We start from the raw sequence: 15,272 nt of genomic DNA, 5'->3' as shown, positions 1-15,272 counted from the left end.
AACGATTCTGCTTTATGTACCGTACAGCCGCCCTGTTTTTCTTTTTATCATTTGCCCGGGTGGCACATTCGCAACTTGTCATTAACGAAGTCGGCATTGCACCAACGGGTGGCAACGGCAGCCAGTTTGTTGAACTCTTTAACCGCAGCGGCTGCACCGTTGATTTAAGTTGTTACACTTTAATATTTAGCAGCACCAGCGGTGCAAACGGCACCGGCAATCCTACCGGCTGGACGGTCAAAATTCCCTCGGGAAAAAACATCAGCGGCGGCGGATACTTTTTGATAGGCGGTACTGCGGGAACTGCCGGTGTAAGCAGTGGAACCGGCTATCCTACGGGTGGCGCCGTAAACAGTTATGCAGGTGCAGCCGATGTTAACATAGGCACGTTGGCCGTCACTGCTAACGCTGTGTACATGAAACAATTTTTAAGCGCCGGCAGCTTTCCCAATACAAAAGGCCAGCTAAGTTTGTTGGATGCCTCAGGCAATCTTGTAACGTCGGTTTCTTACAACAACGGCAACAACGCAGGCACTTACCCGTTGAGTGCTTATACAACATGCGCCGCATCGGGGAACGCACAAGGTGTAAACAATGTTCCCAATCCGGGCAATTCAATAAACAACGTTAATGCCGTATTTAGTTCGGCATCTAACCAAGGCATTTATTTGAGCAGCAGCGGAACGTACCTGACCGAACCAAGTTTAACGCCAGGTGTTTCCAATGCAGGCAACGGCGGAACACAAATTTGCAGCGGTCCTGTGTTGAACGCAGTGAACAACGCAGCCGTATGTTTTGGTGCCAACACGCAAACTGTTTTACTTTCTTATTCGTCTTCAAACGCACCGGCTACTTATACCCTAACATGGGACGCAACGTCATCGGTTTATTTTTCAGCGGTCAACAACGCAACTCTCGGTGGCAATATTCTTATTACCGTACCCGCGAACACGCCACCGGGAGCGTACACCGGCTATCTTAGGTTGTCGAATGTTTGCGGCAACAGTTGCACAAAGCCATTTACGCTAACCGTCAATGCGCTTCCATCAGTGAATGCCGGCAGTTATGCGCCGGTTTGCATTAACAGTTCATCCATCCTTTTAAACGGCATGCCTGCTGGTGGAACGTTTACCGGAACAAACGTTACCGGAAATAATTTTATACCGCCGGGCACTGCGGGCAATTACGTCATTAATTATGCTTATACCGACGCAGCAAGCGGTTGTTCAAATAACGCAGCGGCTACGATCAATGTTTCATCGTCGGCTAGTACATACACCACGGCTTGCACAGACAACACGCCGTTTGTATTCTTTGGACAATCGTTTACCACGACAGGTTTGCATACCGTGCTTTTGAACAACGTCAACGGCTGTACCGATACGGCACGTCTTTACTTGGTGGTGAAGCAAGCGGAAACTGTTGATACAACAAGTTGCGATTCGGTTTTGTACAACGGAACCACTTACACAGATGATGCAAACTTTACGCAAACGGTCAGCAGCGTTGTTCTTGCCTGCGATTCGCTTGTAAAAAATATTCACATACGAATCAAGCGGGCGACGGTAAAAGACACAACGGTATGCCTGCCGCCAAACGGTTCGATTGCTTTACTCGGACAAACATTTTCATCGAGCGGAAATTATCTCTTGTACACGACAAATACCAAAGGATGTGATAGTACTGTTCGCTTAAACCTGACCGTTGCAGATATACAGATGCAGACGCATACTGGTTGCGATTCGGTGTGGTTAAACGGACAACGATTTTATGCATCTACCGTTTTCTCAGACACCTTGTACAATCAACAAGGTTGCGATAGCATAATACAAACGCACAACGTCGTCGTCAATCATTCGTTGCATACCTACCTGAATGTTTGTCTTGCAAGCGGACAGGCGTATAACTTCAACGGACAGGTATTAAACGCATCGGGAGATTACACCGTAACACTAAACGGTGTTTCCTGCGACAGCGTTGTGCACCTGCATTTGTTGATTGCACAACGACAAACCATCCTTTACCAGGGATGCAATCGTTTCACGTATAACGGTGTGACTTATGTTTCGTCAACAACGTTAACGGACACGCTTCGAAGCACAATCACAGGTTGTGACAGCATTTTGCAAACCATTCAAATTCTCATTCAACCAGTTCTTCATACAAATATCAACGCTTGCATTCAACAAGGACAGTCCTACTTTTTCAACAATCAATCCTTAACGACAGGAGGTTATTATACTGCGCAATTGACGACGCACGACGGCTGCGACAGTATCGTGCAGTTGTATTTGACGATGGCCGTTACACAAACGCAAAACATCAGCGGTTGCGATAGCTTGTTCTGGCATGGACAGATGTATTATGTCTCAACGCGGTCAATTGACACGGTTCGCAGTTCGCTTTCGTCATGCGACAGCCTTTATCGGGTAACCAACATAACAATCACTGCTTCACCCGTTCGGTACACGTCTGTTTGTCTTGGCCCCGGGCAATCTTATTCATTCAACGGACAAAGCTTAAGCGGTTCAGGACAATACACAGCTGTTTTCGTTCGCCTGGGCTTTTGCGACAGCACTGTACACCTAAAACTTGTTATAGCTTCCGTTCAACAGCAAACGCTCAACGGTTGCGGGAGTGTTGTTTACAACGGCACAACTTATACATCCTCCACGCTTTTAAGAGACACCCTGCGAAGCGCGGGTTTCTGCGATAGCGTTTACCGCATTGTACAAATAAATGTTTTGCCGACGCTGCAAACTTTTGTCACAACCTGTATTAACCAAGGTCAATCCTATCTCTTTAACGGGCAAACATTAACCGCAAACGGTTATTATACGACAACGTATCAAACGACGAATTGCGACAGCACCGTGCGGCTTTATTTGACCGTAACGCAAACAAAAACGCAAACTGCACAAGGCTGCGATTCGGTGATGTTTAAAGGGAGAGCCTATTTTTCTTCCACCGTTGTTCGTGATACAATCAGAAGCCTTGTTTCGGGTTGCGATAGTCTAATTACAATCACCACGCTAACCGTTTATACAACCAAACATCAATACGTTTCTGTTTGTTTGCAGCCGGGTCAGACTTATAATTTCAACGGCCAACTATTGACCAACACAGGCAATTATCAGACTGTGTACACGACAAGCACATGCGACAGTATCGTTCGTTTATATCTTGTTGTGGCGGGCCGGCAAAGTCTCACGTTAAAGGGCTGCAACGGCATTGTCTATAACGGAATCACCTACAACTCATCCACGATTGTAAGAGATACTGTAAAGAGTCTTGTTACTTCATGCGACAGTCTTTATCGCGACGTAAACATTCTTATTGCTTCCGTACAGCAAACTTTTATCACAGCTTGCATCGCGCCGGGCAACGGTTACCTTTTTAACGGACAATGGCTGACAGTTACAGGAAAGTATGCGGCCAACTTTACGACGGCTACGGGTTGCGACAGCCTTGTGAATTTGTACTTGGTCGTGAGCAAGGTGAATGAGCAATCCGTTTCCGGCTGCGATTCGGTTGTTTACAAAGGCACGGTTTTTACGACGCCGGCCGTTATAACCGACACGACGAAGAGTGCTGTCACGCATTGCGACAGCATCATCAACGTGATAACCATAACAGTCAATAAAAAACCGGCATTAAACATAAGCCGCGACACAATCGTTTGCCGTTGGGGAACGGCGGTTTTAAACGCATCGTCACCCGGTACCCCTGTAAACTGGACGAACTTTGGCAATACAGCTTTCATTGTCGTTTCTCCGCAAAGCACAACGCAATATTTTGCCAGCGCCGTTGATACCAACGGATGCAAGAACACAAAGACTGTAACGGTTTTTGTAGAAGACTTTTTAATTGTCTTGCGACCTAATATAAATCCGGCACTTTCCGGAACGAATGTGTTGATCCAATCAAGCAGTAACCTCCCTTATTCAATTGCAACATGGCAACCGGCAAACTTGTTCCGCAATCAAACAAGCAAAAGCCAAGGATTTGCAATGGACACATCGGTAAACATCACAGCCGTTGGACAATCATCGCTCGGCTGCAGGGATACCGCAACCTTGCAACTGATCGCTATCCCGCTCGACGACGTTTACATTCCATCAGCCTTTACGCCAAACGGTGACGGACGAAACGATGAAGTGAAAGTGATGGGCACGGCAATTAATGAGATTGACTTTAAAATTTTTAACCGCTGGGGACAAATGGTTTTTCATACGACAGATAAAAGCCGTGGGTGGAACGGAATGATGAACGGCACGCTGCAACCAAATGGAACGTATGTGTACACTGTGCGGGTGAAGAAAGCAAGCGGTCAGATAGTGGAGAAGAAAGGCACAGTGACGCTAATTCACTAACTCAACTTCCGCAGGCTTCTGGCAACGGAGAGCTTCTTTTTCGTTGGGAAATCAACCTTATGACCTTTGCAGAAAAACGGAGCAAAGGAGAGGAAAACCGTATTCGCTTAATTGGGTTTTGCAATACGGAAGCATGAGGCAAGAAGATTTCCCTCTAAGCATCAACCCCTTCTAATAGGATCATGAGGTTTGCCTTATCACAGCAACAAGTTTTTCTTACTGCGTAAGTTCAGTTAAATAAATTGTCCCGTGTGACTCTCTTTTACTTTCTTCAATCCTTCCGGTTTGCCTTCATACACAAGATAACCGCCTGCGTCGCCGGCTTCGGGGCCGAGATCAATCACCCAGTCTGCGCTTTTAATGACATCGGTGTTGTGTTCAATCACAAGAATAGAATGGCCTTGTTCAATCAAAGCGTTGAAAGAAGCAAGCAATTTTTTTATGTCGTGAAAATGAAGTCCTGTTGTGGGCTCATCAAAGATGAAAAGAATTTTACCCGCCGCCCGTCCTTTACCAAGAAAAGATGCAAGTTTTACGCGTTGCGCTTCACCGCCAGAAAGTGTATCAGAAGATTGTCCAAGTTTTACGTAGCCCAAACCAACTTCACTTAAAGGTTTTATCGCTGTTAGAATCGATTTTTCATCGGCAAAAAAATCAATGGCTTCGTCCACGCTCATCTCCAACACATCGAACACACCTTTGCCTTTGTATTGAACTTCTAAAACTTCTTCCTTAAACCTTCGTCCATGGCAAACTTCGCAAGTCAGGTGTACGTCGGCGAGGAACTGCATCTCCACGATTTTTTCACCTTCACCTTTGCACGCATCGCAACGTCCGCCATCAACGTTAAACGAAAAATGCTTGGGTTGAAAGCCGCGAATTTTGCTCAGCGGTTGCGAAGCGTACAAATCGCGAACGTTGTCCCATGCACGAACGTAAGTAACCGGGTTGCTTCGCGATGATTTTCCAATCGGGTTTTGGTCCACCATCTCTACTTGCGTGATGGACTCTACATCGCCTTTGATGGCTTTGTGAAAACCAACTTTGTCCGTTGGCTCGCCTTGTAACTTTTTCAGGCCGGGATAAAGAATGTGTTTGACGAGCGTTGTTTTTCCACTGCCGCTAACGCCGCTAACCACGCAAAGAACGTTCAACGGAAATTCAACCGTGATGTCCTTCAAGTTGTGCTGCCGTGCGCCTTCAATGATGATGGAGCTATTCCACTTACGAACTTTTTTTGGCGCATCAATGCTTAGCTCTCCACTCAAATATTTTCCGGTTAAACTTTTCGGGTTGCTAATGATTTGTTCGTAATTGCCAGCGGCAATCACTTCGCCGCCAAGGTGCGAAGCCAGCGGCCCCATGTCAATAATGTGATCGGCTTCACGCATCATCATTTCGTCGTGTTCAACAACAACAACCGTATTACCCAAGTCGCGCAGTTCTTTCAAAACGCGAATTAAATTGAACGTATCTCTCGGATGCAAGCCAATGGAAGGCTCATCCAAAATATAAAGCGAGTTGGTAAGATTGCTGCCCAAGCTTCGCGTTAATTGAATGCGCTGGCTTTCGCCGCCGCTTAACGTGTTTGCCAAACGGTTCAAGGTCAAATAACCCAAACCCACGCTCAGCATCGTGTCAATGCGGTGATTGATCTCAATAAGGATTCGTTTGCCGACTTCCTTTTCAAAATCTGTAAAATCCCGACTCGTCCTGTTAAACCAATCCTTCAAATCCGCGATCGGCATCTCGCTCAATTCGCCAATGTGAGCACCGTGAACTTTTACGTACAACGCTTCTTTGCGCAAGCGATAGCCTCCACACTCGGGACATTTTGTTCGTCCGCGATAGCGGCTAAGAATTACGCGGTACTGTACCTTGTATAAATTCTGTTCTACTTCTTTAAAAAAAGCATTGATGCCGTCCGCGTAGCTATTGCCCTCCCACAAAACGCGGTATTGTTCTTTCGTTAAATCAGCAACGGGCTTGTGAACCGGGAAATCAAAATGCCTTGCCGCCTTCACAAAGTTTTCGCGCCAGCGGCCTAACTTCTCTCCTTTCCAGGGCGCCACGGCACCTTCGTAAACGCTCAAACGTTTGTCGGGAATCACCAAGTCTTCGTCAATGCCCAACACCATCGAAAAGCCTTCGCAAACCGGGCAAGCACCAAAAGGATTGTTGAAGGAAAACAAATTGGGGGAAGGTTCTTCAAAGCTCATTCCATCCAGTTCAAAACGGTTGTTGAAGTGCAGAATCTTTTCACCGTCAACCTCCACATATACATCGCCTTCGCCTTCGTAAAACGCGGTGCCGATGGAATCGCCCAGACGGTGTTCGTCGTCTTCGTCAAATTCCTTGGCGACGATGCGGTCAACCAACACGTACACATTCTCGGGGTACTTAAAAGCTTTTTTAAAATCATCGGGATTTGAGAGCACGTCTTCAATCGAATACGTTGTGCCTTTGCCTGCCGCATTTTCTTTCTGCGTGGCTGAAAACGGCGAAACATAAATCCGCGAAAAGCCTTTTTGCATCAGGATGTTTAGCTCTTCACGTTCGTCGCGGTTGCGGTGCGTTTTAAAAGCCGACAGGATAAAAACACGGCTGCCTTCTTTCAATACTTTGATGGCTTCGAGTACATCTTTTACATCGTCCTTTTTTACCACGCGGCCGGAAACAGGCGAAATGGTTTTACCGATGCGTGCAAACATCAGGCGCAGGTAATCGTAAATCTCGGTCATGCTGCCCACGGTGCTTCGCGGCGTGCGGGTAATGACTTTTTGCTCAATGGCAATGGCCGGCGCAAGACCTTTGATGTAATCAACGTCGGGCTTGTCCATGCGGGCCAAAAACTGCCGTACATAAGCACTGAGGCTCTCGGCGTAGCGGCGCTGGCCTTCGGCAAACAAGGTGTCTATGGTTAAGGATGATTTACCGGAACCCGATACGCCGGTAACGACTATGAGTTTATTGCGCGGAAAACTGACGTCAATGTTTTTGAGGTTGTGAACCCTTGCGCCTTTGATAAATATTGAATCATCGGCAACGGCAATCTCTTCTTTCTTTCTTCTGGTCTTAACAACTTGCTCTTTCATGCGGGAAACAAATGTACTAAGGTATTTAGCAAGAGCAGCCGAACGTTAACAGTTTTTTGACGGCGGAAAAGCAGCGCTCGCCAACAAAATATTTGGCGAATAGGAAAAGACACCTATTTTTAGGTCAACAAATCCAATGCACCGAAAACTTCTTAAACGCAACACGCCTATCGCATAAACTTCTACGCAGATTTTTCATTTACATCGTTTTTGCACCAAATCCTCAAACCCTTAAACGCGGGAGTTTATGAACCTGTTATCCAAACTGTCCGACCATGAGTTGATCAACTCATTTAATGCCGGTAATGTAAACGCATTTGAAACGCTGGTATTGCGTCACAAGGAAAAATTGTACACGTCCATTTTCTTTTTAGTAAAGGACAAGTACCTTGCCGAAGACATCTTTCAGGATGTTTTTATCCGCATTATTGATACCATCAAAAGCGGGCGCTACACCGAGGAAGGCAAGTTTTTGCCTTGGGCGATGCGCATTGCCCACAACCTTTGCGTAGATTATTTCCGAAAAGTTAAAAGAACGCCGACGATCAAAAACAGCGATGATCAGGACATCTTCGAGGTGCTGAATTTTACCGAGGAAAGCGCCGAGGACAAGATGATAAAAAAGCAAAGTCACAACCGCGTCCGCGACATGCTGGACCAATTGCCCGAAGATCAACGCGAGGTCATTATCCTCCGTCATTATGCCGATATGAGCTTTAAAGAAATTGCGCACATCACCAATTGCAGCATCAATACCGCACTGGGCCGTATGCGTTATGGATTAATTAACTTACGCAAGATGATGGTGGCAAAACAAATTTCGCTTTAACACGTTTCTTTGTAAAGAAATGAAATTCCATTTCCAACATCTTGTCATTTCTTATCTCCAATCACACTGCTTGCCGTGACCGGCTGATAAGAAATGACGCCCAATTGCTCCCGAAGGGAGAACAGAAAAACCAGTAAAAAAATATCCCGCCGTTGAGCGGGATATTTTTTTATAGAAAGCAGGAATCCTTATTCAGACGGCGGCATAATGGAATTAATGACGGCTTCGCTAACGCCGGTCAAACTGAAACCACCGTCATGAAAGAGGTTTTGCATTGTTACGTATCGTGTTAAATCAGAGAAAAGCGATACGCAATAATCCGCACAAGCTTCTGCAGGTGCATTACCGAGAGGACTCATTTTTTCTGCGTAATCAATAAAAGCATCAAAGCCTTTTACACCGCTTCCGGCCGTGGTGCGGGTGGGCGACTGTGAAATCGTGTTGATGCGCACTTTCTTTTTTACACCGTACTGATAACCGAAGCTGCGGGCCACGCTTTCGAGCAAAGCTTTGGCATCGGCCATTTCGTTGTAATCTGGAAAGACACGTTGAGCGGCGATGTAAGTGAGTGCAACTACGCTGCCCCATTCATTAATCGCGTCCATTTCCCAAGCCGTACGCAGTACACGGTGCAGGCTCATGGCCGATATGTCGAGCGTCTTTTTGTTCCACTCGTAATCCAGCTCGGTATAATGCTTGCCTTTGCGCACATTCAGGCTCATGCCGATGGAATGAAGCACAAAATCAACACCGCCGTTAAACTGCTTTTGCGATTCCTCAAAGAGTTTTTTCAGGTCGTCCATGTTGGTTACATCGGCACCGATAACGGGTGCTTGAACGGCTTCGGCCAGTTTGTTTATTTCACCCATGCGCAGTGCAACGGGAGCGTTGGTAAGAACCAGTTGTGCGCCTTGTGCGTGGCAGGCCAGCGCCGTTTTCCAGGCAATGGATTTTTCATCAAGTGCACCGAAAATGATGCCTTTTTTCCCGGCTAAAAGGTTATTTGACATAAGCAAAATTGATTGAAGGTTATGGCGGTAAAAATAAGGCTTATCTGTGTGGTGGCGGCAGGAGTTTCAAAATAACAAACGTTACCAGAAAGGTATAAACGAAGACCAAGGCAAAGCAAAGCAGCATGTACAAAAGAAACTGTCCAAATGATTTTCTTGGCTGAATTATCCCTTGCAGCCAACGATTGATATACACGGCCGGGATGAGGGAGAGAAATATAAGAAGCGTGATAAGAATGCCTTTCAGTTTCACGCGGTAAATATCGCTGCAATTTTTGCCGCAGAGAACAGGAGAAGCGGATCTTGCGCAGGGTGATTTTCTTTGCGTGGATTCACGTTTACCTTTCTCTGTGGTTTAAAAAGTTGAATAACCTTCGCGAACATACAAGCCCGCGACGCAAGCGAAGCTTAATAGTAGCACTAACGATGGCCTATAAAAAATTGCCGGCTCTTGCGAGCCGGCGAATTTTGTAAGAGACAATGCTTTGCTTATTTGCGCAGCGGAACGCTGATGCCCGCGTGAACACCAAGGTTATTTAGATTTTTAAAATCGTCCTGATTAAAAGGCATTACGTTGTAAGAGGCTCCAAGAGTGAATCCGCTTTCGCCGCCTTTTTTAAACGGAACAAAAAGACCGGCTTCGGGACGGGCCGCGAAACTGAACTTGGTTTGCTGTCCGCCAAACTCACCCAAAAGCTGGTTATAAGCAATGACATTTCCGCCCACCCCAAGTGCCGCATAGGGTTGTACAGCTGCGCCTGGCGTAAAGCTGTATTTGGCTTGCGCTAAAACCGGAATGGTTTGAATGGAATAAGTAAGCACAGCCGACACATCGCTGCCATCGGAAAATTTGTAAGTCTGGCGGCTGTTCTTTTGGTAAAAATCCTGGAAGCCCGTTCCAAAACCTACAGACAATTTATCGGATACACCGTACAAAACACTGCCTTGAAAACCGCGGTAAGACGTAGACGGAACAAGGCTTTTAAAACTTCCTGCCGGCACTGCTACGTTGTAGCTTATATCAAGTTTTGTTTCGCCTTTTTGCGCCTGCACTAACGAGGTCGCAAAAAGCCCTAAAACGGAAAGAAAAATTATTTTGCTCTTTTTCATCTTTAATATCGTTTAGCGTGAAGTTTTTAAATAGGGCGACTGATCGAACAAGGCCTGCACCTGACTTTGCACGTTGCTGCTGCGGAAGATGCCTGCGCCACGTACGAGGCCGTTCCACACACCTTTGATGGTGTTGCCTGATGAAGAGGCGTCTTTCAAATCAAGTACGTCAATGGACAAGGCGCCTTCTGTGCTTTGGTAAACACCGTAAGTTGACGGGAAATAGTAACCATATCCGCTGTAACCCCAGTAATACGGATCGTAATAACCACCATAACCACCCCAATAATCATAGAGATCAACAACACTCGTTGTGGTGCTGTAAATGCGGCTTATGTTAATGCCAAGGTTGGGGCTTTGTGTCCGATCTACTTTTACAAAGCCTCGTGCGTTTAAGGCGTTTTGCACTGCGGCAATTACGGCTACGTCCCACGATGTTGCTTCTTTGCCCGCAAAGCGATTGTTGTCAATAAGCGAAACGGAATCAACGATGCTGTAAGTTTTGTAAGAATTAAAATTAGCTGTCGAGTCGTGGTTGGTGATGTAGATGCGGCTTTCGTCTTCGGTCATGTCTTTCAAGGGGTCTTTGGTGCAACTGCTCAATGCTACAAAGCTGGCCGCGGCAAGCAGTACAGCCCCAATGGTGTTCTTCATATTAATCTTTGATTTTGGTAAAAGGGAGTGCAAAGTCAATGCCTGTTAAGAAAACTACGAGCGAAGGTTAACAGGCTTCTAACAAAAGCGTAGAAATAAGGCCTGTCAAGGCTTTGCAGCAGGCACGGGTTATTTGCTGAAGCTGAAAAGAAGACAGCGGTGAAGTAAATTTTCCAGCGTTAAGAGAGCTTATGTGTGGAATTGTCAGGACAAAATTTACGGCGCTTAAAAACAAGGTCTTTTGCAAAAGCATCTTGTTTAATTCTTGTTTGAAAGAATTTATCAACTATTCGCCCATTAACAAATCACGGCTGTTTTCATCACGGTTCTTTTTCTTCCACCGCTTCGGTTGCGCACCGTCCATTTTTACAATTTTTGGAAAGAAGACCCCAACCGTTTCTACCAACGAACTTTGCGCTTTCATTACTTCGTGAATGTCTTTGTAAGCAAACGGCGCTTCATCCAAACCACCGCCTAAAAGTTTTACACCCTGCTTTGCCAATACTTCGTTCAGTTCTTTGTGCGTGACGGTTTTTAATGCGGCCGTACGGCTCATCTTTCTTCCGGCGCCGTGCGAAGCGGAATTTACAGATGACATCTCCCCTTTTCCTTTCACAACAAAGCCCGGCGCGGCCATTGAACCGGGAATGATGCCCAGCACATCTTTTCCTGCGGGAGTTGCGCCTTTACGATGCACGATAACTTCTTTGCCTTCCCGGTTTTCCTTCCACGCAAAATTGTGATGGTTCTCCACCATCTTCAGCGGCTTGCGGCCAAGTTGTTTGGCAATCTTCTCGTGAATCACGTGGTGACAAGCCGAAGCGTAATCACCGGCAAGATTCATCGCCATCCAGTATTCAACGCCTTCTTGTTCGTCCAGCGAAAGCCATGCAAGGTTTACGGCATCACCAGGCAAGCGGCGTTTTTCTTTAGCCACTTTCGTGTAATGGTTTGCAACGTTTGCACCCAAGGCCCGCGAACCGGAATGTGAAAGTAAGCCAACGTAAGTGCCGGCTTCAACACCGAGTACTTGGTCTTTCTCTTTTATCTCCACAATACCCCACTCAACAAAGTGGTTACCCGAACCCGAAGAGCCAAGTTGTTTCCACGCACGATCCTGCAAACCTTTGAGCAAACCCAGTTCGTCAAATTCTTTTCGGTACATCACTTCGTGGTCGGCGGCTTTTTGAAAGGTAGAACCGCTGCCGAAGAGCGTTGCTTCGTTTAACTCACGAGTGAAAAAATGTTCGCGGTCGGCAAGTTCTTTGGGATTAATGTCAAAAATAGAAAGGCACATGCGGCAGCCAATGTCCACACCCACGCCGTAAGGAATAACAGCATTCTCCGTTGCCAGCACGCCGCCAATGGGCAAGCCATAACCGTGATGCGCATCGGGCATGAGCGCACCGGCAACAGCAACAGGAAGTTTTGTCGCCGTGTACATTTGATGCAAAGCGCCTTGCTCGATTCCTCCGGCACCAAACACGTTGAAGTCAATGCCTTTTTCCGCAAGCGGTAATTCATCACCACCCGCTTTTGGTTTGGGCAATAACGCTTCTGCAATTTTGTTCAGCACACCGTCGTGTGCGTATTGGTTAGGGCTTTGCAAAATGCTGCTCAATATTTCCAATGCATCTGTCTTTGCAAGATGCCTGAAGTTCTTTTCCATGATGTTCATGGCAAGAGAAATCACCGGACCTTGGGGGTAGCCGATGGCGCGGAGTTCTTTGCCTGTGAGTTGAAGACGAGGCATGTGCGGAACGCTGCAAAAACTTTTCCATCCTTAAAACAATCTTCCCTGCTCGCCCGGCCTTCTGAACTTGCTTCTGTCCAAGCTCCATTCTTCTGCATTCATGCCGTACAGCTTCCCGTATTTTTTGTATTGCTGTGCCACCAGTTGCGCAATGTTTCCTTCGCCTCTCATGCGAATGCCCCAACGGCTGTCGTTTACTTTTCCGTCGTGACTGGCTTCAATCAGGTGCCATACTTTGTCCGCACGATCGGGAAAGTTTTTGTACAGCCAATCGTAAAACAAATCTTTAATGGCGCCGTTCAAGCGAATAAACGTGTACGCAGTAAATGTTGCGCCGGCGTCTCTCGCGGCTTTCATGATGCGCTGCATTTCGTGTTCGTTCAGTCCCGGTATCATTGGCCCCATCATAATGCCCATGCGCACACCGGCCTTGCTCAATTCTTCAATCACTTTCAAACGCTGTTTGGCTGTCACGGTTCGCGGCTCCATCACCCTCCGCACTTTGTCGTCGAACGAAGTAATGGAAACCATCGCCGATAAAATTTTCTTCGCCGCCATTTGCTCCAGGATGTCCTTGTCTTTAATTATCCAGGCATTCTTCGTAAGAATGCCCACGGGCTGATTGAACTCGTTGCAGACTTCAAGCAGCTTTCGTGTGATGCGAAACTTTTGTTCGGCGGGTTGATAACAATCGGTATTGCCGCTCAGCATGATGGGCGTCGCATCCCATTTTGGGTGCATTAAAAACTTGCGCAACAATTCCGGTGCGTTTTTCTTTATCAGAATTTTGCTTTCAAAATCAAGTCCTGCGCTATACCCCCAATACTCAAACGAATTGCGGGCATAGCAATAAATGCAGCCGTGTTCGCAACCTTGATACGGATTCATGCTGTACATCATGCCCACGTCGGCGCTCTCTACTTTGTTGACGATGGTTTTGGGAAAGACTTCAAGGTATTGTGTTTTCACCTCATCGTCTATCCATTCGTCAATGCCTTCGATGTGTTCTCTTGTTGTTTCCTGCGTGATGAATTTGTTTTTCGTATTGAACTGGGCACCACGGCCGTGCTTGTAGGTATCAACGGGTTTTTGCTCCTGGTCTTTGTTTTCTCCTTTCATGATTTGTTGGCTTGGTTTGTTTGCAGAATAGGATTACCGGACGCACAAGAGTATCCCTCGACAAGCTCAGGGTAAACTTGCAACAGGGGTTCATAGTAGCAACGCAGCCGGTTACATAAATAAACTTCCCTGTCGAGTGGCTACCGGTAAGTTTTGAAATTCAAAACGCATGATGGCTTCGTATTTTATTTCGCCAACCGGACGGCGCAGGAGAATTAAACTATCTGCAATGAACCGTCCGCTGAAGTGATGATGTGAATACTCCAGCCAACTTTCTTCAAATTGCCAGGGTTTTAACTTGCGGCAAATGGTAAGGTGCGATTCTTCGATGAAATGCGGTTTGTTGTCCTTTTTCAACGTCATTAACTGCGTCGCCGATTTCAGCTCCTTTACCACATTCTGAATGGGGACTTTGGTGGTAACGGCCGCGTAAATTGTATGCGAAGGAAAAGAACCGAAGCCGCTTAACTCAACTTTGAATGGCGTTACTCCCATGGCAATGGTACCAATACGGTTGATGATCCGTTCTTGAGTCATTTGATAGGCCAGGAAACTGACAAGTGCAATTTGTGGCTTTGTGTGAAAGGCCAAGGGAGCTTTGTACTTCTCCGCAAATTCTTTTTTAATTGCCGTGATTTGAGCCCGCAATTCTTCATGCGGCTGAAGCACCAGGAGACATTCAAATACACGATAACCCGGAATGCTGGTAATTTGCTTTTGCATGTTGGTTGGTTTTCGTTGATAAATGAATTAGAAAAGGCGTATAGTGGTTACCCGTTGATACTTTTCGTCACCTTCCTGCTTCTTTAACAAGAGAAGGTTATTCACTACAAACACATCCCGAAAACTTCTGGAGTTGAAGTCTTCCATTGCTTCTAAATACATTAGATAAGGAATCCACTTTGCAACAGTGAGATGCGGATGGTTTACCAAATAAGCAGAGGAACAACCATCGGTTTGAAGAAGATGATTAACAGCACGTAAACCTTTTGCCAATTCCAGAAAGGGCTGATGCGTTTGTACTTTAATATAAATGGTGGATTTATCATACCGTTCGAAACCGGCGAAATCCTGCAATGGCGTTGTAAACCTGGAATATCCGGCGCATATTTTTTGCAACAGCGCAATCAGGGAGGCTTCCAAATCTTTTGTTGCATTAAAAGCAGCCAGCGTGATGTGTGGCAGGGTGTCTACCGCTATTTTATGACCGTAAGAAAAATAGAAGTCTTCTTTGACATCCATTACCCGAGCGGCTAAATCTCTGTCAGGAGATGCTAAGAACAAGTAGCGCCATGGATCGTTAGGAAAGAGGAATCGAAGTTGTTTCAT

Annotated in this window: 10 protein-coding genes; 2 read left to right on the top strand and 8 right to left on the bottom strand. The window is 46.4% G+C overall.

The genetic code is table 11. The features are described from left to right. The first annotated feature begins 14 nt into the window (after positions 1 to 14). Positions 15 to 4,373, top strand: coding sequence for a T9SS type B sorting domain-containing protein (locus FSB75_RS18660; protein ID WP_146790576.1), 4,359 nt, complete (start codon positions 15 to 17; stop codon positions 4,371 to 4,373). A gap of 233 nt (positions 4,374 to 4,606) precedes the next feature. Here the strand turns inward: FSB75_RS18660 and uvrA are convergent, their stop codons facing one another. Next, on the bottom strand, positions 4,607 to 7,468 hold the full coding sequence (gene uvrA / locus FSB75_RS18655; RefSeq protein ID WP_146790574.1) for an excinuclease ABC subunit UvrA: 2,862 nt from the start codon (positions 7,466 to 7,468) through the stop codon (positions 4,607 to 4,609). Positions 7,469 to 7,715: 247 nt separating this feature from the next. Here uvrA and FSB75_RS18650 point away from each other — a divergent pair, with 247 nt between their 5' ends. After that, complete coding sequence (locus FSB75_RS18650; protein WP_146790572.1) at positions 7,716 to 8,297, top strand: RNA polymerase sigma factor; 582 nt, start codon at positions 7,716 to 7,718, stop codon at positions 8,295 to 8,297. 188 nt (positions 8,298 to 8,485) lie between these two features. On the opposite strand, the gene FSB75_RS18645 is transcribed toward FSB75_RS18650, so the two are convergent. The 7 genes from FSB75_RS18645 to FSB75_RS18615 form a co-directional block, all read right to left on the bottom strand. After that, on the bottom strand, positions 8,486 to 9,307 hold the full coding sequence (locus tag FSB75_RS18645; RefSeq protein ID WP_146790570.1) for an enoyl-ACP reductase FabI: 822 nt from the start codon (positions 9,305 to 9,307) through the stop codon (positions 8,486 to 8,488). A gap of 489 nt (positions 9,308 to 9,796) precedes the next feature. Continuing rightward, entirely contained in the window at positions 9,797 to 10,417 is a 621-nt protein-coding gene (locus FSB75_RS18640; protein ID WP_146790568.1) for an outer membrane beta-barrel protein, read from the bottom strand. A 12-nt stretch (positions 10,418 to 10,429) separates the two neighbouring features. Next, a complete protein-coding gene (locus FSB75_RS18635; protein ID WP_146790565.1) occupies positions 10,430 to 11,071 on the bottom strand; it encodes a DUF4136 domain-containing protein in 642 nt (213 codons plus the stop codon). Positions 11,072 to 11,357: 286 nt separating this feature from the next. After that, positions 11,358 to 12,824 carry an RtcB family protein gene (locus FSB75_RS18630; RefSeq protein ID WP_146790563.1) on the bottom strand — a complete coding sequence of 489 codons (1,467 nt, stop codon included), beginning with the start codon at positions 12,822 to 12,824 and terminating at the stop codon, positions 11,358 to 11,360. A gap of 30 nt (positions 12,825 to 12,854) precedes the next feature. Then, positions 12,855 to 13,943, bottom strand: a complete 1,089-nt coding sequence (locus FSB75_RS18625) for a PA0069 family radical SAM protein (RefSeq protein WP_146790561.1) — start codon at positions 13,941 to 13,943, stop codon at positions 12,855 to 12,857. A gap of 111 nt (positions 13,944 to 14,054) precedes the next feature. After that, the gene (locus FSB75_RS18620) at positions 14,055 to 14,666 is read right to left on the bottom strand and encodes a 2'-5' RNA ligase family protein (RefSeq protein WP_146790559.1); all 612 of its coding nucleotides are present in this window, start codon (positions 14,664 to 14,666) and stop codon (positions 14,055 to 14,057) included. Between the two features lie 27 nt (positions 14,667 to 14,693). After that, the gene (locus FSB75_RS18615) at positions 14,694 to 15,272 is read right to left on the bottom strand and encodes a 2'-5' RNA ligase family protein (protein WP_172623218.1); all 579 of its coding nucleotides are present in this window, start codon (positions 15,270 to 15,272) and stop codon (positions 14,694 to 14,696) included.

The organism is Flavisolibacter ginsenosidimutans, assembly GCF_007970805.1.
GTDB lineage: Bacteria > Bacteroidota > Bacteroidia > Chitinophagales > Chitinophagaceae > Flavisolibacter > Flavisolibacter ginsenosidimutans.
Note: the sequence above shows the minus strand (reverse complement) of the source record. Positions and strands in the feature narration are given on the sequence as shown.

Excerpts from the sequence above, each read along its gene's own strand:
- FSB75_RS18625 (WP_146790561.1), bottom strand. The coding sequence starts at position 13,943 with ATGAAAGGAGAAAACAAAGACCAGGAGCAAAAACCCGTTGATACCTAC.
- FSB75_RS18640 (WP_146790568.1), bottom strand. The coding sequence starts at position 10,417 with ATGAAAAAGAGCAAAATAATTTTTCTTTCCGTTTTAGGGCTTTTTGCG.
- FSB75_RS18630 (WP_146790563.1), bottom strand. The coding sequence starts at position 12,824 with ATGCCTCGTCTTCAACTCACAGGCAAAGAACTCCGCGCCATCGGCTAC.
- FSB75_RS18635 (WP_146790565.1), bottom strand. The coding sequence starts at position 11,071 with ATGAAGAACACCATTGGGGCTGTACTGCTTGCCGCGGCCAGCTTTGTA.
- FSB75_RS18615 (WP_172623218.1), bottom strand. The coding sequence starts at position 15,272 with ATGAAACAACTTCGATTCCTCTTTCCTAACGATCCATGGCGCTACTTG.
- uvrA (WP_146790574.1), bottom strand. The coding sequence starts at position 7,468 with ATGAAAGAGCAAGTTGTTAAGACCAGAAGAAAGAAAGAAGAGATTGCC.
- FSB75_RS18645 (WP_146790570.1), bottom strand. The coding sequence starts at position 9,307 with ATGTCAAATAACCTTTTAGCCGGGAAAAAAGGCATCATTTTCGGTGCA.
- FSB75_RS18620 (WP_146790559.1), bottom strand. The coding sequence starts at position 14,666 with ATGCAAAAGCAAATTACCAGCATTCCGGGTTATCGTGTATTTGAATGT.
- FSB75_RS18660 (WP_146790576.1), top strand. The coding sequence starts at position 15 with ATGTACCGTACAGCCGCCCTGTTTTTCTTTTTATCATTTGCCCGGGTG.
- FSB75_RS18650 (WP_146790572.1), top strand. The coding sequence starts at position 7,716 with ATGAACCTGTTATCCAAACTGTCCGACCATGAGTTGATCAACTCATTT.